At 73.1% G+C, this 19,859-nt stretch carries 13 protein-coding genes and 1 pseudogene; 10 read left to right on the forward strand and 4 right to left on the reverse strand.

Going from position 1 to position 19,859, the window contains the following annotated elements:
• Positions 1 to 5 precede the first annotated feature (5 nt).
• On the reverse strand, positions 6 to 1,646 hold the full coding sequence (locus tag ACQPZG_RS30240; protein ID WP_433548862.1) for an FAD-dependent oxidoreductase: 1,641 nt from the start codon (positions 1,644 to 1,646) through the stop codon (positions 6 to 8).
• A 113-nt stretch (positions 1,647 to 1,759) separates the two neighbouring features.
• Between ACQPZG_RS30240 and ACQPZG_RS30245 the strand changes: the two genes are divergently transcribed.
• The 4 genes from ACQPZG_RS30245 (at position 1,760) to ACQPZG_RS30260 (ending at position 4,999) form a co-directional block, all read left to right on the forward strand.
• Complete coding sequence (locus tag ACQPZG_RS30245; protein WP_433548863.1) at positions 1,760 to 2,425, forward strand: HemK2/MTQ2 family protein methyltransferase; 666 nt, start codon at positions 1,760 to 1,762, stop codon at positions 2,423 to 2,425.
• Between the two features lie 103 nt (positions 2,426 to 2,528).
• Positions 2,529 to 2,774: a CDGSH iron-sulfur domain-containing protein gene (locus ACQPZG_RS30250; RefSeq protein ID WP_433549606.1), complete on the forward strand. Its 246-nt coding sequence runs from the start codon at positions 2,529 to 2,531 to the stop codon at positions 2,772 to 2,774.
• A 95-nt stretch (positions 2,775 to 2,869) separates the two neighbouring features.
• Positions 2,870 to 3,736 (forward strand): DUF72 domain-containing protein, encoded by an 867-nt coding sequence (locus ACQPZG_RS30255; RefSeq protein ID WP_433548864.1) that lies wholly within the window; start codon positions 2,870 to 2,872, stop codon positions 3,734 to 3,736.
• Positions 3,737 to 3,823: 87 nt separating this feature from the next.
• Positions 3,824 to 4,999, forward strand: a complete 1,176-nt coding sequence (locus tag ACQPZG_RS30260; protein WP_433548865.1) for an acyl-CoA dehydrogenase family protein — start codon at positions 3,824 to 3,826, stop codon at positions 4,997 to 4,999.
• 45 nt (positions 5,000 to 5,044) lie between these two features.
• On the opposite strand, the pseudogene ACQPZG_RS30265 reads toward ACQPZG_RS30260, so the two are convergent.
• A pseudogene (locus ACQPZG_RS30265) lies at positions 5,045 to 6,000 on the reverse strand (helix-turn-helix domain-containing protein).
• 142 nt (positions 6,001 to 6,142) lie between these two features.
• On the opposite strand from ACQPZG_RS30265, the gene ACQPZG_RS30270 reads away from it, so the two are divergent.
• From ACQPZG_RS30270 to ACQPZG_RS30280, 3 genes are all read left to right on the forward strand, one after another.
• Entirely contained in the window at positions 6,143 to 6,553 is a 411-nt protein-coding gene (locus tag ACQPZG_RS30270; RefSeq protein ID WP_433548866.1) for a hypothetical protein, read from the forward strand.
• A gap of 734 nt (positions 6,554 to 7,287) precedes the next feature.
• The gene (locus ACQPZG_RS30275) at positions 7,288 to 9,189 is read left to right on the forward strand and encodes a rhamnogalacturonan lyase (RefSeq protein ID WP_433548867.1); all 1,902 of its coding nucleotides are present in this window, start codon (positions 7,288 to 7,290) and stop codon (positions 9,187 to 9,189) included.
• A gap of 527 nt (positions 9,190 to 9,716) precedes the next feature.
• Positions 9,717 to 11,999 carry a tetratricopeptide repeat protein gene (locus tag ACQPZG_RS30280; RefSeq protein ID WP_433548868.1) on the forward strand — a complete coding sequence of 761 codons (2,283 nt, stop codon included), beginning with the start codon at positions 9,717 to 9,719 and terminating at the stop codon, positions 11,997 to 11,999.
• Positions 12,000 to 12,060: 61 nt separating this feature from the next.
• On the opposite strand, the gene ACQPZG_RS30285 is transcribed toward ACQPZG_RS30280, so the two are convergent.
• Positions 12,061 to 13,182, reverse strand: a complete 1,122-nt coding sequence (locus ACQPZG_RS30285) for a CopD family protein (RefSeq protein WP_433548869.1) — start codon at positions 13,180 to 13,182, stop codon at positions 12,061 to 12,063.
• Positions 13,183 to 13,324: 142 nt separating this feature from the next.
• On the opposite strand from ACQPZG_RS30285, the gene ACQPZG_RS30290 reads away from it, so the two are divergent.
• On the forward strand, positions 13,325 to 14,899 hold the full coding sequence (locus tag ACQPZG_RS30290) for a phytoene desaturase family protein (protein WP_433548870.1): 1,575 nt from the start codon (positions 13,325 to 13,327) through the stop codon (positions 14,897 to 14,899).
• 147 nt (positions 14,900 to 15,046) lie between these two features.
• Here the strand turns inward: ACQPZG_RS30290 and ACQPZG_RS30295 are convergent, their stop codons facing one another.
• A complete protein-coding gene (locus tag ACQPZG_RS30295) occupies positions 15,047 to 16,900 on the reverse strand; it encodes a serine hydrolase (RefSeq protein WP_433548871.1) in 1,854 nt (617 codons plus the stop codon).
• Between the two features lie 132 nt (positions 16,901 to 17,032).
• Between ACQPZG_RS30295 and ACQPZG_RS30300 the strand changes: the two genes are divergently transcribed.
• Positions 17,033 to 18,145 carry a nitronate monooxygenase gene (locus ACQPZG_RS30300; protein ID WP_433548872.1) on the forward strand — a complete coding sequence of 371 codons (1,113 nt, stop codon included), beginning with the start codon at positions 17,033 to 17,035 and terminating at the stop codon, positions 18,143 to 18,145.
• Positions 18,142 to 19,689: an acyl-CoA synthetase gene (locus ACQPZG_RS30305; RefSeq protein ID WP_433548873.1), complete on the forward strand. Its 1,548-nt coding sequence runs from the start codon at positions 18,142 to 18,144 to the stop codon at positions 19,687 to 19,689. The genes ACQPZG_RS30300 and ACQPZG_RS30305 overlap by 4 nt, the downstream gene beginning before the upstream one ends.
• Positions 19,690 to 19,859 lie beyond the last annotated feature (170 nt).

A 19,859-nucleotide genomic window follows, 5' to 3' on the forward strand; every position in this document is an offset into this window, starting at 1 on the left:
GTCCGTCACTGCGCCGAATCCTCCGCTTCCGTTCCGCATCCTGCCTCGTCGAACTTCTGCACGCACTCCAGCGGATGCACGGCCGGCCCCTGGAGGACCTCCCCGCCCACCCCGAACCGGGAGCCGTGGCACGGGCACTCCCAGGTGCGTTCCGCGTCGTTGAACCCGACCAGGCAGCCCAGGTGCGTGCACCGTGCGGACACCGCGTGCAACGCGCCCGTGTCGTCGCGGTGCACGGCAACGTGCCGCATCCCGTCGCGCACCACCGCGCCGCCGCCGGGCGGAATGTCCCGCACCCCGCTGTGACTCGCCAGCCGGTCGCCGACGAAGTGACCGGCGGCGGCCCCCGCCGTACGCAGCAGGGCGGGAGCCTCGCGCACCGGGGCCAGCCGCACCGGGTCGTACAGCTCCGCCCACTCCAGGGCCTCGTCGCTCTCCCCGTCGTCTGCGTCCCCGGCGGCCTGCGCGGCGATCCGAGCGGCCAGCAGCCGTCCCGCCATCACCCCCGCGCTCATGCCCCAGCCGTTGAAGCCGGCCGCCACCCAGCTGTGCCGGGCCCCCGGCCGCAGCCTGCCGACGAAGGGCACGCCGTCCGTCGGCTCGTTGTCCTGGGCGGCCCAGCGGTGGGTGAACCGCACCTCGGGGAAGCGCTCGGACGTCCACCGCTCCAGCCGCGCGTACCGCTCCTCGACGTCGCCCTCGCCGGGCGTGAACTTCTCCCCGGTGACGATCAGGAGCCTGCGCGCGCCGTCGTACGGGGCCGTGCGCACCGAACGGGTGGAGCCCTCCGGAGTCAGGAACATGCCGCGCGGGTCGTCCTCGGCCGGAATCGTCCCGGCCACCACCAGCTCCCGGTGCGGCTTCAGCCGGGTGAAGAGCAACGACCGGTCGAAGACGGGATAGTGCGTGGCCACCACCACCTCACGCGCCCGCACCTCCCGGTCCGCCTTTCCCGGCCCGCCGCCCGCCACGGTCAGCCGGCACGGCTCGCCCTCGTGCAGCCCGGTCACCCGGGCGCCCTCGGCGATCCGCCCGCCGCGCCGCCGAAGGTCGGCGACCAGCGCCAGCAGGTACTTGCGCGGATGGAACTGCGCCTGGTCCTCCACCCGCACCGCCCCGGTCACCGGGAACGGCAGCCCGGTCTCCGTCACGTACGTCGCGAGCAGCCCCGCGTCCCGGGCGGCCTCCGCCTCGGCGACCACGGCGCGCGCCTGCTCGCCGGTCTCGCTGTAGGTGTACGCCGGGACGCGCTCGAAGTCGCAGTCGATGTCCAGCTCCTGGCACACCGACTCCACCCGGTCCACCGCGTCCTGCTGCGAGCGCGCGTAGAGCCGCGCGGCGTCCGCGCCCCGGGTGCTCCGGATCCGCTGGTAGGCGAGCCCGTGCAGGGCCGAGAGCTTCGCGGTGGTGTGCCCGGTCACCCCGGCGGCGATCCGGTCGGCCTCCAGCAGGAGCACCGAACGTCCGGCCCGTGCCAGCTCCCAGGCCGTGCACACCCCCGCGATGCCGCCGCCGACCACGGCGACGTCCACGACGGTGTCCGCCTCCAGGTCCGCATGCGGGGGGCCGGGATGCTCGGCGGGCTGTACGCCATCCGGGTACTCCATCCAGTACGACCCCCACGGGGCCGTGGAACCACTCGTCATCCGCTGCTCCTTGCCGTGTGCCTGCCGCTTGCCAAGCGTGTGACCGGGACTTTTGAGCGAGATCCCGGTACGGGGGCCGTTTTGCCCCGGGCTCTGCGAGGTACCCGCGTCGCATGCGCCTACACGGATCACGCCTCCTGAGACCACCCGGTGTGTACGCCCCGCAGGAGGACACCCGCCTACTGGCGCGTGCCGTCCGCGACGAGCCTCGCACCCCCGGCGCCGTCGTGCTCGACGTCTGCACCGGCACGGGGGCACTCGCCCTGACCGCAGCCGCACACGGTGCCGCGCACGTCACCGCCGTCGACCTGTCGCGCAGAGCCGTCCTCGCAGCCCGGTGGAACGCCCGGCTGCGAGGACTCCCCGTCCGGGCCGTGCGCGGCTCCCTGCTCTCCGCGGTCCCCGGCCGCACCTTCGACCTGATCCTGTCCAACCCGCCGTACGTGCCGACCCCGGGCCCGCTGCCCTCCGGCGGCGCCGAGCGTGCCTGGCGGGCCGGTGAGGACGGCCGGGCCGTCCTCGACGAACTGTGCGAGGGGGCGCCCGCGGCCCTGCGCCCCGGCGGAGTGCTGCTCGTGGTGCACTCGGCGCTCTGCGGCACCGAGCGCACCGTCGAGATGCTGCGCGGGAGCGGCCTGAGCACCCGTGTCGTCGACCGGGAGATAGTCCCGTACGGACCCGTCATGCGGCGGCACGCCCGCTGGCTGGAGGAACGAGGTCTGGTCGAACCGGGCGTACAGAAGGAAGAACTGGTGGTGATCCGTGCCGAACGCGCATGAACCCGACGCACCCTCCGGCTTCGAACCGGCCGAAACCCCGCCCGGCGCCGCCCGAGCTCCCGCACCCGACGGGCACGCGCCCGACGGGCAGACGCCCGACGCGATCGACGGGCACACGCCCGGATCCGCCCCCACCGGCCGGGACGTCCGGCGCGTGACCATCGACCCGCAGGGGCCCCTGCTCGTGGAGGGCCCCGTCGAAGTCGCCCTGCCCGACGGCGGGACGGCCCGCTCCGACCGCTTCGTGGTCGCCGTGTGCACCTGCCGCCGCAGCCGCAGGTACCCCTGGTGCGACACCAGTCACCGCCGCAGGACCCGGGAGAAGCCGTCCCGGGACACCACGGACTGACGAGACCGGCACACGACGGTCCGACGAGAAGGGAAGGACGAGACATCAACGACGCGAGTACCAGCCGCAGCCACCCGGGCGACCCCCGCATCCGCGTGGGAACCTGCTCCTGGACCGATCCCGCCCTGGTCTCCAGCGGCTGGTACCCGCCCGGCGCGCGAGGGGCCGAAGGACGCCTGCGGCACTACGCCACCCGCTTCCCCGTCGTCGAGGCCGACAGCACCTTCTACGCGCTGCCCTCCGAGCGGGTCACCAAGCTGTGGGCGCAGCGCACCCCCGACGGCTTCCTCTTCGACGTCAAGGCCCACGCCCTGCTGACCGGTCACAGCGCCGCCACCTCCGCACTCCCTCCCCACCTGCGGTACGCGGCCGACGGCAGGAACCGCATACGCCCCCGCGACCTGACGCCCGACCTGCTCGACGAGGTGTGGCGGCTCTTCCACGAGGGGGTGGCCCCGCTGCGCGAGACCGGCCGCCTGGGCAGCGTGCTGTTCCAGTTCTCGCCCTGGTTCCGTCCGGAGGCCCGATCGCTGGCCTACCTGGCGGAGTGCGGGCGGCGCGCCGAGGTGCCGATCAGCGTCGAGTTCCGCCATCCCGGCTGGCTCGCTCCGGGGCGGCTTCCGGAAACCCTCGCCTTCCTGCGCGAACACGGCATGCCGCTGGTCGCCGTCGACACCGCGCAGGACCTCCCCCGGTCGATGCCCCCGGTCGCCGAGGCGACCTCCGAGGACCTGGCGGTCGTACGGTTCCACGGCCGCAGCCCGCAGTGGGGGACCGGCAGCAAGGAGGACAGCTACCGCCACCGGTACACACGCGAGGAGTTGCTGCCCTGGGTGCCGCGCATCCGCGCCCTGGCCGCACGAGCCGCGCGGGTCCACGTCCTGTTCAACAACTGCTGCGCGGAGGCCTCCGTGCTGGCGGCCGGGACGATGGCCGGACTTCTCGACGAGGAGGGGGCCTGACTCCGCGGCCCTTCCCCCTTCCTGCAACACGTTCTACTGTGTGCGCCGCCTCGGCGAAGTGCCGTACGCGAGACGCCAGGAGGGCCCGTGCACCTCGAATACACGCCCGAACAGGAGCAGTTGCGCACCGAACTGCGCGCCTACTTCACCCGCCTCGTCCCCGCCGACGCCGTGCGGCACGCCGTAGCGACCGAACGGAAACGCTTCTACCGCGAGACGATCCGTCGCCTCGGGGCCGACGGCTGGCTCGGCGTCGGCTGGCCGGAGGAGTACGGCGGCCGTGGACTGACGCCCATGGAGCAGTACCTCTTCTTCGACGAGGCGGCCCAGGCCGGGGTACCCCTGCCGCTGATGGCGCTGAACACCGTGGGTCCCACCCTCATGCGGTACGGCACCGAGGAGCAGAAGGCGTACTTCCTGCCGCGGATCCTGTCCGGCGAGATCGACTTCGCCATCGGCTACAGCGAACCCGACGCGGGCACCGACCTCGCCTCCCTGAAGACGCGGGCGGTCCGCGACGGCGACTCCTACGTCGTCAACGGTCAGAAGATCTGGACCACCAACGGCGACACCGCCGACTGGGTCTGGCTCGCCGTCCGCACCGACCCCCAGGCCCCGCCCCACAAGGGCATCACCATGCTTCTCGTCCCCACCACCGACCCGGGCTACTCCTGCACCCTCATCAACACGCTCGCCTCGCACGACACGACCGCGAGTCACTACGAGAACGTCCGCGTCCCCGTCTCCCACCGCGTCGGCGAGGAGAACGGGGGCTGGCGGCTCATCACCAACCAGCTCAACCACGAACGCGTCACCCTCGCCGCCCACGGCACGACCGCGGTCCGCGCCCTGCACGACGTGCAGCGCTGGGCCATGGACACCGAGCTCGCCGACGGCCGCCGTGTCATCGACCTGGGCTGGGTACGAGGCCGCCTCGCCCGCACGCACATCGCGCTCGACGCGATGAAGCTCCTCAACTGGCAGATGGTGCACGCCGTCCACGACGGCACCCTCACCCCGCAGGACGCCTCCGCCGTCAAGGTCTACGGCTCCGAGGCCCGCCGTGACGCCTACGCCTGGCTCATGGAGGTCCTCGGCGCCGCCGGGCCCCTCAAGGAGGGCTCGGCGGGCACCGTCCTGAACGGCGAACTGGAACGCGGCTACCGCTCGGCCGTCATCTTCACCTTCGGCGGCGGCAACAACGAGATCCAGCGCGAGATCATCTCCTGGATCGGCCTGGGGATGCCGCGCGTGCGGCGGTAGCGCGACACCGTGCCGCAGTCCCTCCCGCCGTCCTCGCCCCGCGGACTACGAGGCGTTCCCCCGCGAGGCCGCGCGGAGGACCGAGGCGCCCGTGGGGGTCAGGGTGTGCAGCACCGACGTGGCGTGCCGGCTGCTGGTGATGAGCCCGGCGTCACGCAGCGCCGTGGCGTGCCGACTGGCGGAGGCCGCCGAGACCCCCGCCGCCCGTGCGATCTCTCCCGTCGTCGCCCCGTCGGCTGCCGCCCACAGGGCGGTCGCCCGGGTCCTCCCCAGCAGCGTGGTCAGCGGCGCCATCGGGTCCTCGGCGAGGCGGGGGCCCGTAGGCGGGGCGTCGGCGCCCCGGAGCACCGGGTAGCACAGGACGGGGGGCAGCTGCGGATCGGCCAGGCTGTTGGGGGTGCGCCAGCAGAAGTACGTGGGGACGAGCGTCAGACCGCGCCCGCCCAGCCGCAGGTCACGGTGGGACGCCGGGTAGTCGACGTGCAGGACGGGCCGTTCCCAGCGCATCGGGGGCCCCGCGCCGCCGAGCAGGCCGTCGACGCCGTCGTGGACGAATCCGCGGCAGCGCGCGGCCCGTTCGGCGTCGAAACGGGACCGGATCCCCTCGACGTACGGGGCGATGCCGACGTCGTGGTAGGCCCGCAGCACCCGTACGAGTTCCCTGCGTTCGTCCGGTTCGCTTCCCGCGACACCCGCCGGGGCGAGGTCGCGAGGATCTCGTCGAGGCCCGCGTCGAGGCCCTCGACGCCCGCCCCCGGGGTGAGGAAGTCCGGGAAGTAGGAGGCGCGGGGGAAGAGCGGCAGGAGAACGGTCCGCAGGGCCCGGTCGAGCCCCTTCTCCCGCAGCCGGATGCGGACGCTTCTGTGCCAGTCGGCGTACGCCCAGCGACCGGCCCGGGTCTGGAAGCGGTGCAGGCTGGTGGCGATCTCCCAGAGCGGATTCGGCGCGGCGGCGACCCTGACCGCCCCCAGGTCGGCGTCCTGGAAGTGGATGCGGAGCATCTTGTTCCCCCCTGTGGACTCGGTTTTTACGGTGAGCCGGAACATCATGGCCGAGGGCGCCGGAGACCCGTCATGGTTGGCCGACAGCGCAGTTCGGTGGGCGTGTCCGCGCCATCGGGAACCATGACGCAGGAGGATCGGCATGCGAACTCACAGTGGTCGTAAGGCAGTTGCGGTCGGAGCCGGAGCGATGCTCTTCGTGGGGATGCTGGGCACGGTCGGCGCCGCGCCGGCCGTCGCCTCTCCGCAGCAGACCCACGCCGCACCGGCGGCGGAACAGGCGCAGGCGAAGGCCGTGTACAGCCGTAAGGTGTGGAAGTCGGTGAACCACCGGGTCTCGGCGCACGGAGACTCCACACTGATAGGCAAGCTCTACGCGAACACCTACTACACGGTGAGCTGCTGGAGGATCGGCGAGTCGGTGACGGCCGAGGGCACCACCAACAACGTGTGGATCCACGCGAGGAACAGCAACGGGCGCTGGGGCTACGCCAGCGCCATCTACTTCTCGGGCAACAAGTACGCGGACCTGCCCCTGTCCGCCCGGTGTTAGCCCCGCGCCCCGGCTGCTCGGGGGGATACCGCCGGTGAGGAAGGGGACGAAGTACCGTGCGGCGCACGGTACTTCGTCCCCTTCGCCGTGCGGGTAGTCCTGTGCGAGGCGTCCGTCCACCGCCTGGTTTCTGGGCGTCACCCTGCTGTCGAACAGGGCACCGAACGGGTTTCCCAGGCCACCGGGCACGGCGCGCCGGGATTCGTCGTCGTGAAGTCACCGGCCGGCCAGGCGGTCACCGGCACCGCCGCAGCACGGCGGGCGCACAGGGGTGGTGAGGGGGCCCGGGGCCGCGCCGCGTCTGTCCGCCACGGTCGCGCGAGCGGATCCGAGAAGCCCGGAACGCGTGCATCGTGCGGGCGCTCACGAAGGTCGGGACCGTGCCGCCTCGACCGCTTCTTGCGTACGCGCGCAAGCTGACGGTGGGTCAGAAGCACTGTCTGCCGCGGGGAAAATCCGTATCCGCGTGCCCGTCGGTCCGTCGAACGGAAACGTTCCGAGAGCGTGCGGTGAGCTGCATCGCGCAGTTTCACCGGCTCACGGGTACGTGTCGATCGGTGGACCGGAAAAAGTCACGGATTCGAACACCACCCCACATCAAAGTGCGACAGACTCCTTGACCGGCCGTCGGCGGCTTCCTACGCTCGCAGCCCGTGGGAGCGTTCCCACACCTGCCGCGCCCCTCACGTCCGCGGGCAACCGCGTTCGCGCGCCCCCCTCAACCGGAGGTCATCGTGACCGACGCACACCGGAACCACCGCAGAACTCCCTCCCTCCGCCACGCACAAAGACGGCCGAGGAGCAGACTGACGCTCGGGGTCGCCGCCGCCGCGCTGGCCCTCTCCGTGGTCGCCGTACTGCCGCAGACCGCGCAGGCTGCCACCGCACGGCAGGTGGAGCGCCTCGACCGCGGGCTGACCAGCACCCACACCGGCAGCGGGAACCTGGTGTCCTGGCGCTGGCTCGCCACCGACCCGGACCACGTGGCGTTCAACGTCTACCGGGGCGCCGCCAAGCTCAACTCCTCGCCGCTCACCGCGTCGACGAACTACTTCGACGCGGGCGCCGCGAACTCGGCCGACTACACGGTTCGCGCGGTGGTGGGCGGTGTCGAGCAGCCCGCCTCCGAGCGGGCGTTGCAGTTCCGCTCCGGACACCTGGACGTGCCGCTCTCCCCGCCGGCCGGGGGCACCACCCCGGACGGGGTCGCGTACACCTACGAGGCCAACGACGCGTCCGTGGGCGACCTCGACGGCGACGGCAGGCTCGACCTGGTCCTGAAGTGGCAGCCGACCAACGCCAAGGACAACTCGCAGTCGGGCCACACCGGCAATACGATCGTCGACGGCATACGCCTCGACGGCACCCGGCTCTGGCGCGTCGACCTGGGCCGCAACATCCGCTCGGGCGCGCACTACACCCAGTTCCAGGTCTACGACTACGACGGCGACGGCCGCGCCGAGGTCGCCATGAAGACGGCCGACGGGACCCGGGACGGCACGGGGGCGGTGATCGGCAACCCCTCGGCCGATCACCGGAACGCCGGCGGATACGTCCTGTCCGGGCCCGAGTTCCTGACCATGTTCCACGGACAGACCGGCCGGGCGATGGGCACGGTGGACTATGTGCCCGCCCGCGGCACGGTCTCCTCCTGGGGCGACTCCTACGGCAATCGCGTCGACCGCTTCCTCGCGGGCACCGCCTATCTGGACGGCGCCCGCCCGTCGCTGATCATGGCCCGCGGCTACTACACCCGTACCGTCGTCGCCGCCTGGGACTGGCGCGACGGCCGGTTCACCCGCCGCTGGACCTTCGACACCAACTCCTCCACCAACGCGGGCAAGGGCTACGACGGCCAGGGCAACCACAGCCTGTCGATCGCGGACGTCGACGGCGACGGCCGGGACGAGATCGTCTACGGAGCGATGACCGTCGACGACAACGGCGCCGGGCTGTGGACGAACAGGCTGGGCCACGGCGACGCCGGCCACGTCGGCGACCTCGCCCCCTCCCGGCCGGGCCTGGAGTACTTCAAGGTCTCCGAGGACAAGAGCAAGCCCGGCTCGTGGCTGGCCGACGCGCGCACCGGCCGGCTCCTGTGGCAGACCGCCGCCGGCGCCGACAACGGCCGCGGCGTCGCCGGTGACATCCACGCGGGCAGCCCCGGTGCGGAGGCCTGGTCCGCCTCCGACTCGACCCTCCGCTCGGCCACCGGCACCGCCCTGGGCCGGAAACCCTCCAGCGCCAACTTCCTCTCCTGGTGGGACGGCGACCCCGTCCGCGAACTCCTCGACGGCACCCGCATCGACAAGTACGGCACCTCCGGCGACACCCGCCTCCTCACCGCCTCCGGCGTCTCCTCCCACAACGGCACCAAGGCCACCCCCGCCCTCTCCGGCGACATCCTCGGCGACTGGCGCGAGGAAGTGATCTGGCGTACGGCGGACAACCGCGCCCTGCGCATCTACTCGACGCCCCACCGGACGGACACCCGCATCACCACCCTGCTCCACGACACCCAGTACCGCACCGCACTCGCCTGGCAGAACACCGCCTACAACCAGCCGCCGCACCCCAGCTTCTTCCTGGGCGCCGGCATGCCCACCCCGCCCCGCCCCGCCGTGCGCACCCCCTGACCACCGCGCCCCGAGCCCACCGCACCGAACCGCTGCCCCGCCCCGCCGCACCGGGACACCCCGGCGGCGCGCGGGGCGGCGGCGTGCCGGACGCCGGACGGGCAGGACGCCGGACGCCGGACGGGCAGGACCGTCCGGTCCGCGCCCGCCCCCGGCACGCCACGGGGACGCCGTCGGCGTGATCGGCATGTCCGCGAGTCGTACGTCCGCGAGCCGTATGTCCGCGCGTCGTACGTCCGTGACCTCCGCGCCTGCCGGGAACCCCGCCCCCGGCCTCTTCGGGTCCGCCTCCGTCGCCCGGCAGGTGCACGGCGACCCGCCGACGCGGATCGCCGGCGTCCGGGTGCTCCACCCCTGCGCGGCGTTCCCGCCCGGCTCCGCCGACAGCCCCCAGCCGGTGGCCCCCGGGCGGCGGTTGCCCGCCGCGGGCCTGGCAGCGGCCCCGCCCCGTACACACTCCACCGCATGGCGGCCATACTGGACGGGCCGGGGAGGGCGCAGCGGAGCGACGGGGGCGACAGTACGAGATGGCGGACACCAGGCTGATCCAGGGCCGGTACCGGCTGCTCGATCTGATCGGGCGCGGGGGCATGGGCGAGGTGTGGCGCGCCCAGGACGAGTCGCTGGGACGGCACGTCGCGGTCAAGTGCCTCAAGCCGGTGGGGGCCCAGCCCGACCAGGCGATCTCCGGAGTGCTGCGCGAACGCTTCCGGCGCGAGGCGAGGGTCGCCGCCGCCCTCCAGCACCGCGGCGTCACCGTCGTGCACGACTTCGGCGAGTACGAGGGCGTGCTGTACCTGGTGATGGAACTGCTGGAGGGCCGCAACCTCAGCCAGCTCCTGGAGGACAACAAACAGCACCCGCTGCCCGTCCACGACGTCGTCGACATCGCCGAACAGGTCGCCTGGGCCCTCGCGTACACCCACGAACAGGGCATCGTCCACCGAGACCTGAAGCCCGCGAACATCATGCGGCTCGCCGACGGCACCGTGAAGATCTGCGACTTCGGCATCGCGCGACTGGGCCACGACATCGGCTACACCTCCCGTCTCACCGGCACCGGCATCGCCATGGGCACCCCGCACTACATGTCGCCCGAGCAGATCAGCGGCGTCGGCGTCGACCACCGCAGCGACCTCTACTCGCTGGGCTGCGTACTGTACGAAATCGCCACCGGCGTCCCGCCGTTCGACCTGGACGACGCATGGGCGGTACTCGTCGGCCACCGCGACACCACTCCCGAACCGCCCCGCACCCACCGGGCGGAACTCCCCGAGTTCTTCGACCGGATAGTGCTCGACCTGCTCGCCAAGACCCCCGACGGACGGCCCGCCGACGCCAAGGACCTCGGACGCCGCCTGACCGACGGACGCCTGACCCCGGCCGGGGCCTTCGCCCTGCCCGGTCACTCCTCGACCGCCCTCGCCCCGGCCCCGGGCCCCCGCCGCCCCGGCAGACGGCCCGAGCAGTTGCCGTCCCGGGCGCCCGCGCTCCCGTCCTGGACCCGCGGCATGACCACCGGTCACAAGGCGGGCGGCACCGGCACGCTCGCCCCCGCGCACGGCGACCCCGTCGCAGGGCTCACCGGCGAGTGGACCAGGGGCGGCGGGCTGCGCGCCCCCGCGTCCGGCGTGGTTCCGGTACGGACGCAACGGCCGACGCCGCGGCCCGAGGTCCTCGACGTCCTCGACAGCCGGCACAACGCGGGCCTCAGCCTGGGCCGCCTCGGCCGCTGGGAGGAGGCGGGCGAGGTGCACCGCGCGGTCGCCGTCGAACGCGAGCACGCACTGGGCCCCGACCACCCCGACACCCTCGCCAGCCACTACGAGGTCGGATTCACCCTCAGCCGCACCGGCCGGGCCGCGGACGCGCTGCGCGAGTTCACCCGGGTCGCGGAGGGGCGGGCGCGCACCATGGGCGCCGAACACCCCGAGACGCTCGCCGCCCGGCAGGAGACCGCCTACGTGCTGGGTCAGCTCGGCCGGCACTTCGAGGCCCACCAGGTGTACTCCTCGGTGCTCGCCGCCCGCGAACGCACCATGGGCGCCGAACACGTCGACACCCTGCGCTGCCGGCACAACCTCGCCTTCAACCTCAGCAGACTCGGCCGCCTGGAGGACTCCTACCGGATGGCCCGGGACGTGGCGGCGGCCCGCGCCCGCGTCCTGGGCGCCGCGCACCCCGACACCCTCGTCACCCGCTACGAAGTCGCCTACGCCCTCGGCCAGCTGGGACGCTGGACCGAAGCTCTCCAGACCTACCGGGAGGTCGCGCAGGCCCGCGCCCAGGCGCTCGGCGCGGACCACCCCGACACCCTCTCCGCCCGCTACGAGGTCGGCATCTGCCTCGGCCGGCTCGGGCGCAGCGCCGACGCGCTGGAGCTGTACCGCGACCTGATCGAGGACCGTACGCGGACCGCCGGGCCGACGGACGCGGAAACGCTGCGCGCCCGGCACGGGCTCGGCGTCAACCTCGGACGGCTCGCGCGCTGGGAGGAGGCCCTCGCGGAGGCGCGGGACGTGTGCGCCATCCGGGAGAGGGTCCTGGGCCCCGGCCACCCCGACACTCTCGTCTCGCGCCGCGAGGTCGCCGTCGGGCTCGGCTGGCTGGGCCGCTGGGCGGACGCGCTCGCGGTCTACCGGCAGGTCGCCCAGGAGCGCGAACGGGTGCTCGGCGCCGACCACCCCGACGCCCTCGCGAGCCGCAACGACGAGGCCCAGTGCCTGGAGCAGCTCGGGCGGGGTGCGGAGGCGGCGGAGATCTACGGACGGGTGGCGGCGCTGCGCGGGGAGCGGGGCGCAGGGAGGTGACGGGTGCCCGTGGGGGCGGGCGGGCAGGTGCCACGGGGCGTCCCGGCCCGGCGGACCGCTCCTACCAGGTCGGCGTCGGCACCACCGTCAGCAGCGCAGAGACCGCCACCACCCCCACCAGCATCACCATCTCCGCCCGTGCGGGCCGCTCCACCGCGTCCTCCGCGATCCGCGCCCGACGCCCCCGCCGGCCACCACGCCTGCGGTGCAGCCGGGACCTCGCCACCAGCGCCAGCACGCTCACCACCGCCACCAGCACCAGCTTCACGATCAGGGTCCGCCCGTACGCGGTCGTGAAGACGTCCTCCAGCGGCAGCCTGCGCAGAGTGCTGAACGTCCCGGTCACCGCCAGCGCCACGTACAGGAACACCGCCATCCGCGCGTACCGGGCCAGCAGGACCCGCCCGGCCCCCGGCTCCCCGTCCTGCTGCCCGCGCCACAGGTGCAGCGCCCGCAACGCGTAGACCAGCCCGCCCGTCCACAGGGCCGAGGCGGTCAGGTGAATCGTCGTCAGGACCACCCCGACCTCCGGAGTGTCCAGCTCGGGATGGGCCCGCACCGCCTCGGAGAGGATCACCGCGGCGAGCGGCAGCACCGCCCAGGCCGGCCGCTTGAGCCACGCGCACGCGGCGGCCGCGAGGAACGCGTTGGCCTGGAGCAGGAGCATGCCCCCGGGATCCGTGGCGTACGTCTCGGTGAAACTCAGGCGGTTCAGGTCGGCCATCTGGACGATCTGGCCGAAGGCGGCCGCCGCCCCGGCCAGTGACAGCGCGACCCCCCACCCGGGTGGCCGGGCCCGCGGAGTTCCCGGCACCGTGCGCGCCAGCCGGTGTCCGACGATCTCGCCGAGGTGGAGGAAGAGCGCGGCCAGGAACACCGAACGCAGCAGCGTCGTGATCCCGGCCCCGGGTATGTGCAGCTCGCCCGTGTCGCGGGAGACGATGCCCATGCCGAGCAGGGCCACCACGACGAGCACGGCCACGGCGGCAGCCGGAGTCGTGTACGTCTTCGCCCGCAGCCACCGGCCGGCGCCCCCGCCGGGCCCCCGCCCGCCCGTCTGCTGGCTGCCGGTCCTCCGCTCGCTGGGCTCCCGGACGAAGTGCTGGTCGGGGAGTCCGTCGAACGGTGCGTCGGGACGCCCGTCGACGGGCACGGGGTGCGTGGAAGGCTCCGGATAGGTCACCCGACGATTTTCCCCATGGGGACGAGAGGGCACAAAGCGGCCCCCCTGTTCCTGTCCGTACTCGTCCCGGCTGTCCACGGCCGTCATCCGCCCCTCCCCGTTCCCCCTGTCGCGCCCAGGACCCACAGCGTAGGGTCCCGCCATGCCCGCACCCCGCATGTCCGAAGACGCACCGGCGGCCCCCGCGCGTTCCGCGTACGACGCGGTCGTCGTCGGCGGCGGCCACAACGGACTGGTCGCCGCCGCCTACCTCGCCCGCGCCGGCCGTTCGGTGCTCCTCCTGGAACGGCTCGCCACCACCGGGGGAGCGGCGGTGTCCACCCGCCCCTTCGCCGGGACCGACGCCCGGCTCTCCCGCTACTCGTACCTCGTGTCGCTGCTGCCCCGGAGCATCGTGCGGGACCTGGGGCTCTCCTTCGCCGTACGGAAGCGGACCGTTTCCTCGTACACCCCGCGCAGGAGCGGCGGCGGCCTGCTCGTCGGTGGCCCCGGCACCCGTGCGTCCTTCGCCGAACTCACCGGAGGACAGAAGGAGTTCCGTGCCTGGGAGGACTTCTACGGGCGGTTGCGCACGGTCGCCCAGCGGGTCTTCCCGACCTTCACCGAGCCCCTCCCCGCCCGCGACGACCTCCGTCACCGCATCCAGGACGACACGGCCTGGCGGATGCTCTTCGAAGAGCCGATCGGCACCGCGATCGAGGCGACCTTCGACCACGACCTCGTACGCGGCGTCGTCCTCACCGACGCCCTGATCGGCACCTTCGCCGACGCCCACGACGCGTCGCTGGCCCAGAACCGGTGCTTCCTCTACCACGTCGTCGGCGGCGGCACCGGCGACTGGGACGTGCCCGTCGGCGGCATGGGCGCCCTCACCGACGCCCTCGCGGCCGCCGCCCGCTCGGCGGGCGCGGACATCGTCACCGGCTGCGAGGCGACCCGGATCGAGACGGACGGGGCACGCGCCGAGGTCTCGTACCGTACGGAGGCCGGCGAGGGACGCGCCGCAGCCTCGCACGTCCTGGTCAACGCCTCACCGCGGGACCTCGCCCGCCTGCTCGGCCGGGAGCAGACCGGGCCCGCCCCCGAGGGCTCCCAGTTCAAGGTCAACATGCTGTTGCGCCGCCTGCCGCGCCTGCGCGACACGGCCGTGGACCCGCGCGAGGCGTTCGCCGGGACCTTCCACGTGGCCGAGGGCTACGACGAGCTGGCGGCCGCGTACCGGGAGGCGGCGGCGGGGCGGCTGCCGGGCGCCCCGCCCTCGGAGATCTACTGCCACTCGCTGACCGACCCCTCCGTCCTCGGCCCGGACCTGGTCGCGAGCGGCCACCAGACCCTCACACTCTTCGGCCTGCACACCCCCGCCCGCCTCTTCACCGCCGACAACGAAGCCACCCGGTCCCAGCTGCTGCGCACCACCCTCGAACAGCTCGACGCCCACCTCGCCGAGCCGCTCGCCGACTGCCTGGCCGTCGACGCGGACGGCGCCCCCTGCATCGAGGCGAGAACACCGCTGGACCTGGAAAGGGAACTGCGGCTCCCCGGTGGGCACATCTTCCACGGCGACCTGTCGTTCCCGTACCTGACGGAGAAGAGCGGGCGCTGGGGCGTGGAGACGGAGCACGCCAACGTGCTGCTGTGCGGGGCGGGCGCCGTCCGCGGCGGCGGCGTCAGCGGGATCGCCGGACACAACGCGGCGATGGCGGTCCTGGGGCGCTGAACGACGCGTCCCGGGACGGCGCGACCGACCGATCCGGGGCGGTGCGACCGGCCGGCCCGGGGCCGTGCGACCGGCCGGTCCGGGGCGGTGCGACCGGCCGGCCCGGGGGCGGTGCGACCGGTTCGTCCCGGGCGTGTGCGGGGGCGCTCAGTCCGCCGACGCGGTCCATCCGGTCGCCTCGATCCGGGCCGCGTCACGCGGCCGGGCCTCGTCGAACAAGGTCCGGTCGCCGTCCGTCACGCGCAGTCCGTCGACGTACACCCCGCGCCCCACGTAGCGTGCGTCGGTCGCGTAGCGCCACCGCACGGCGACGTTCTTCCCCTCGTACGGGCCGAGATCGGCGCCCGCCCGGTGCCACCGGCGGCCCGACCATCCGGTGACCGTCCCGTCGGGGTGCGGCTCGGGCCGCCCGCCCCGGCGCACGGTCGTGAACGGCACCGGCCGCCACGTCGCCCCGCCGTCCGCCGACGCCTCCAGGGCGAGGGTGTCGGCGGACGGTTCGACGTCCCACCACAGCTCGCAGCGCAGCAGCCCCCGACCGGAGGTGAACGGCAGCACGGGCAGGGTGAGCGTCGCGGTGGCGGCCGAGGCCGTGCCCGAGAACCACGCGGTACGCCCGTGCGCGGGCCGCACCGCGACCGCCCGCGCCATGGCGTTCGCCGTCGCCACACGCGGCGCGGAGCCGGAGCGCCAACTGCGTACCGGATGGACCGAGTTGCCCAGGACGATCAGGAACGAGTCCGTCGTCGGGTCGATGACCAAGCTGGTGCCGGTGAAACCGGTGTGGCCCGCGGTGCGCGGGGTGGCCATCGCGCCCATGTACCAGTGCTGGTAGAGCTCGAAGCCCAGCCCGTGCTCGTCACCGGGGAATTCGGCGTTGAAGTCGGTGAACATCAGTTCCACCGACTCCTCGCGCAGGATGCGGGCCTGCCCGTACACCCCTCCGTTGAGCAGTGTCCTGGCGAGTACGGCCAGGTCCCAGGCGGTGGAGAAGACGCCCGCGTGCCCGGCCACCCCGTCGAAGCCGTACGCGTTCTCGTCGTGCACCTCGCCCCAGACCAGACCGCGGTCGAGGCCCGACCAGGGCTTGCGGGCGTCCTCGGTGGCCGCGATCTTCGGCTTCCATGCGGCGGGCGGGTTGAAACGGGTGCGGCGCATCCCGAGCGGAGCGGTGATCTCCTCGCGGAGCAGCGTGTCCAGGGTGCGCCCGGTGATCCTCTCCAGTACCAGCTGGAGCGAGATCAGATTCAGGTCGGAGTACAGGTACGCCGTGCCGGGCGGGTTCGCCGGGGTCTCGTTCCACAGCATCTCCAGCTTGCCCGCGCGGGTCGGCTGCGAGTACAGCGGAATCCACGCCCGGAAGCCCGAGGTGTGCGTCAGCAGCTGCCGGACGGTGATGCCGCCCTTTCCCGCCCTGCCGAACTCCGGGAGGTACGAGGCGACGCCGGCCTCCAGGTCCAGTGCGCCCCGCTCGATCTGCTGCACCGCCAGCATCGACGTGAACAGCTTCGAGACCGACGCCAGGTCGAAGACCGTGTCCCGGGCCATCGGAATCTGCTGCTCCGGCGGGAACTCCACCGCCGTGTCGCTCTTCTCGTCGTACGCGGCGTACCGCACGGCGGACCCGATCGGTTCGTGCAGCGCGACCGTGCCGCCGCGCCCGGCCAGCAGCACCGCCCCCGCGTACCAGGGGTGCTTGGGGGAGGGACCCAGGAAACTCCGGGCGTCCTCGACGAGACGGTCCAGGTGGGCCGGCAGGAGTCCGGCGCGCGCAGCCGAGCCGTACCGCAGTGTCGGCCGGCGCCGGGCGCCTCGTACCCCTTCGGCCCCCGTCGCCCCGGCGGCGGGGATCGGACCCAGCATCAGTGCTCCTCCCAGCGCCGCGGCGCCGCCCGCGAAGTGCCGACGGGTGACGCCCCGGCGGCACCCGCCCTCGTTGCCGCCGTCCCGGTCACCGACGGGCCTGTCACCGGTGCCTCTGTGCGCGGAGTCCTCAGTCATGCCCACCAGCAGGCCAAAGCCGGACCCGGGTGTCAACCGTCCCGCCCGCCCCGCCGTGCGGAGCGCGCAGATTCTGACGAGGCATCAGGAATTCCCTTCCCCTCTCCACCGCCCTGCGGCATCCTGCCGCCCATGAAGACGGAGCTGAGCCAGAGACTCGGAGTCGAACACGCCCTCTTCGGCTTCACGCCGTTCCCGGCCGTGGCCGCCGCCCTCACCCGGGCGGGTGGATTCGGCGTCCTCGGCGCGGTGCGCTACACGGCACCCGACGACCTCGCCCGCGATCTCGACTGGATGGACGCCCACACCGACGGCAAACCGTACGGCCTGGACGTGGTCATGCCCGCCAAGAAGGTGGAGGGGGTCACCGAGGCCGAGGTGGAGGCGATGATCCCGGACGGCCACCGGCGGTACGTGCAGGAAATCCTCGGACAATACGGCGTGCCGGAACTCGCCGAGGGCGAGGCGTCCGGGTGGCGCATCACCGGCTGGATGGAACAGGTCGCCCGCGACCAGCTCGACGTCGCCTTCGACCACCCCGTCAAGCTCCTCGCCAACGCCCTCGGCCCGCCGCCCGCCGACGTGGTCGCCCGCGCCCACCGGCACGGCATCCCCGTCGCCGCCCTGGCCGGCAGCGCCACCCACGCACGGCGGCACGCGCAGGCGGGCATCGACATCGTCGTCGCCCAGGGGTACGAGGCGGGTGGCCACACCGGGGAGATCGCCACCATGGTCCTGGTGCCCGAAGTCGTCGACGCGGTGGGGGAGTTGCCGGTGATCGCCGCAGGGGGCATCGGCAGCGGCGAGCAGATCGCCGCCGCGCTCGCCCTCGGCGCCCAGGGAGCCTGGCTCGGCTCGATCTGGCTCACCACCCGGGAGGCCGATCTCCACTCCCGCGCACTCACCGCCAAACTCCTCGCCGCGGGATCCGGCGACACCGTTCGTTCCCGGGCCCTCACCGGCAAGCCCGCACGTCAGCTCCGCACCGAGTGGACCGAGGCATGGGACGACCCCCAGGGCCCCGGCGCCCTCCCGATGCCGCTCCAGGGCCTGTTGGTCGCCGAGGCCAACTCCCGCATCCAGAAGTACGAGGTCGAGCCGCTGCTCGGTACCCCGGTCGGCCAGATCGTCGGCCGCATGACGACCGAACGCAGCGTCCAGAGCGTCTTCGACGACCTCACCTCGGGCTTCGAGCGAGCCGTCACCCGCCTCCAGAGGATCGCCGGAAGGAGCGGGGGAGCATGACCGCGCAGCCACCGCCGAACGGGTTCTGGGCACAAGCCGCCGCCGATCCCCACCGCTCGATCCTGGTCGCTCCCGGGGGCGAGAGCTGGACGGCCGGCCAACTGCACGCAGCCGCCAACCAGTTGGTACACGGACTGCGCGCGGCGGGACTGGCGAGAGGCGACGCCTTCGCCGTCGTTCTCCCCAACGGCGTCGAGTTCCTCACCGCCTACCTCGCCGCCGTACAGGCCGGTCTCTACCTGGTCCCGGTCAACCACCACCTCACGGCCCCCGAGATCGCATGGATCGTCTCCGACTCCGCAGCCAAGGTCCTCATCGCCCACGAACGCTTCGAGGGCCCTTCGGCCGCCGCCGCGGACGAGTCGGGCCTGCCCGTCTCCCGCCGCCATGCCGTCGGTACGATCCCCGGGTTCCGCCCCTACCGCCAACTCCTCGACGGTCAGCCGGATTCGGTGCCCGCCGACCGGACCCTCGGCTGGGTCATGAACTACACCTCCGGAACGACGGGCCGCCCGCGCGGCATCCGCCGCCCGCTCCCCGGAAAGCCCCCCGAGGAGTCCCACCTCGGCGGCTTCCTCGGCATCTTTGGCATCCGGCCCTTCGACGGGAACGTCCACCTGGTCTGCTCACCGCTCTACCACACCGCCGTGCTCCAGTTCGCGGGCGCGGCCCTGCACCTCGGGCATCCGCTCGTCCTCATGGACAAGTGGGAGCCCGAGGAGATGCTCCGCCTGGTCGACACCCATCGCTGCACCCACACCCACATGGTCCCCACCCAGTTCCACCGGCTCCTCGCGCTTCCCGAGGAGGTCAAGCGGGCCTACGACGTGACCTCCCTGCGGCATGCCGTGCACGGGGCCGCTCCCTGCCCCGAACACGTCAAATGGGCCATGATCGACTGGTGGGGGACGTGCGTCGAGGAGTACTACGCGGCGAGCGAGGGCGGTGGCGCGTTCGCCACCGCGGAGGACTGGCTGAAGAAGCCCGGCACCGTCGGCAGGGCCTGGCCCATCAGTGAACTGGCCATATTCGACGACGACGGACAACGTCTCCCACCCGGCACGCTCGGCACCGTCTACCTGAAGATGAGCACGGGCGGCTTCCGTTACCACAAGGACGACGCGAAGACCGAGAAGAACCGCATCGGCGACTTCTTCACCGTCGGCGACCTCGGACACCTCGACGAGGACGGCTACCTGTTCCTCCGCGACCGCAGGATCGACATGATCATCTCGGGCGGAGTGAACATCTACCCCGCCGAGATCGAGGCCGTCCTCCTCACCCACCCCTCCGTCGCCGACGCGGCTGCCTTCGGCATCCCGCACGAGGACTGGGGCGAGGAGGTCAAGGCGGTCGTGGAACCGGCCGAGGGCCACGAGCCGTCACCGGGACTCGCGGCGGACATCTTGGCCGTCTGCGAGGACCGGCTGGCCGCCTACAAACGGCCCAGGACACTCGACTTCGTCGCCGCCATGCCGCGTGACCCCAACGGCAAGCTGTACAAACGGCGACTGCGGGAGCCGTACTGGCAGGAACGCCCCTGAGCCCCGGCACCCGGCAGGGGCTCCGGCACGGAATCCGGCCCCGGCACGGACGGACACCCGGGCGCGGAGGGGCACCCGCAGGCCCCGCGGACGAAGAGGCCCCGTGGACGAAGAGGCCCCGCGCGCGAAGAAGGTACCCGCACACGAAGAAGCCGCGGCCCGACGGGGTA

The sequence above is a fragment of the Streptomyces sp. CA-294286 genome (assembly GCF_050947155.1).
Taxonomy (GTDB): domain Bacteria; phylum Actinomycetota; class Actinomycetes; order Streptomycetales; family Streptomycetaceae; genus Streptomyces.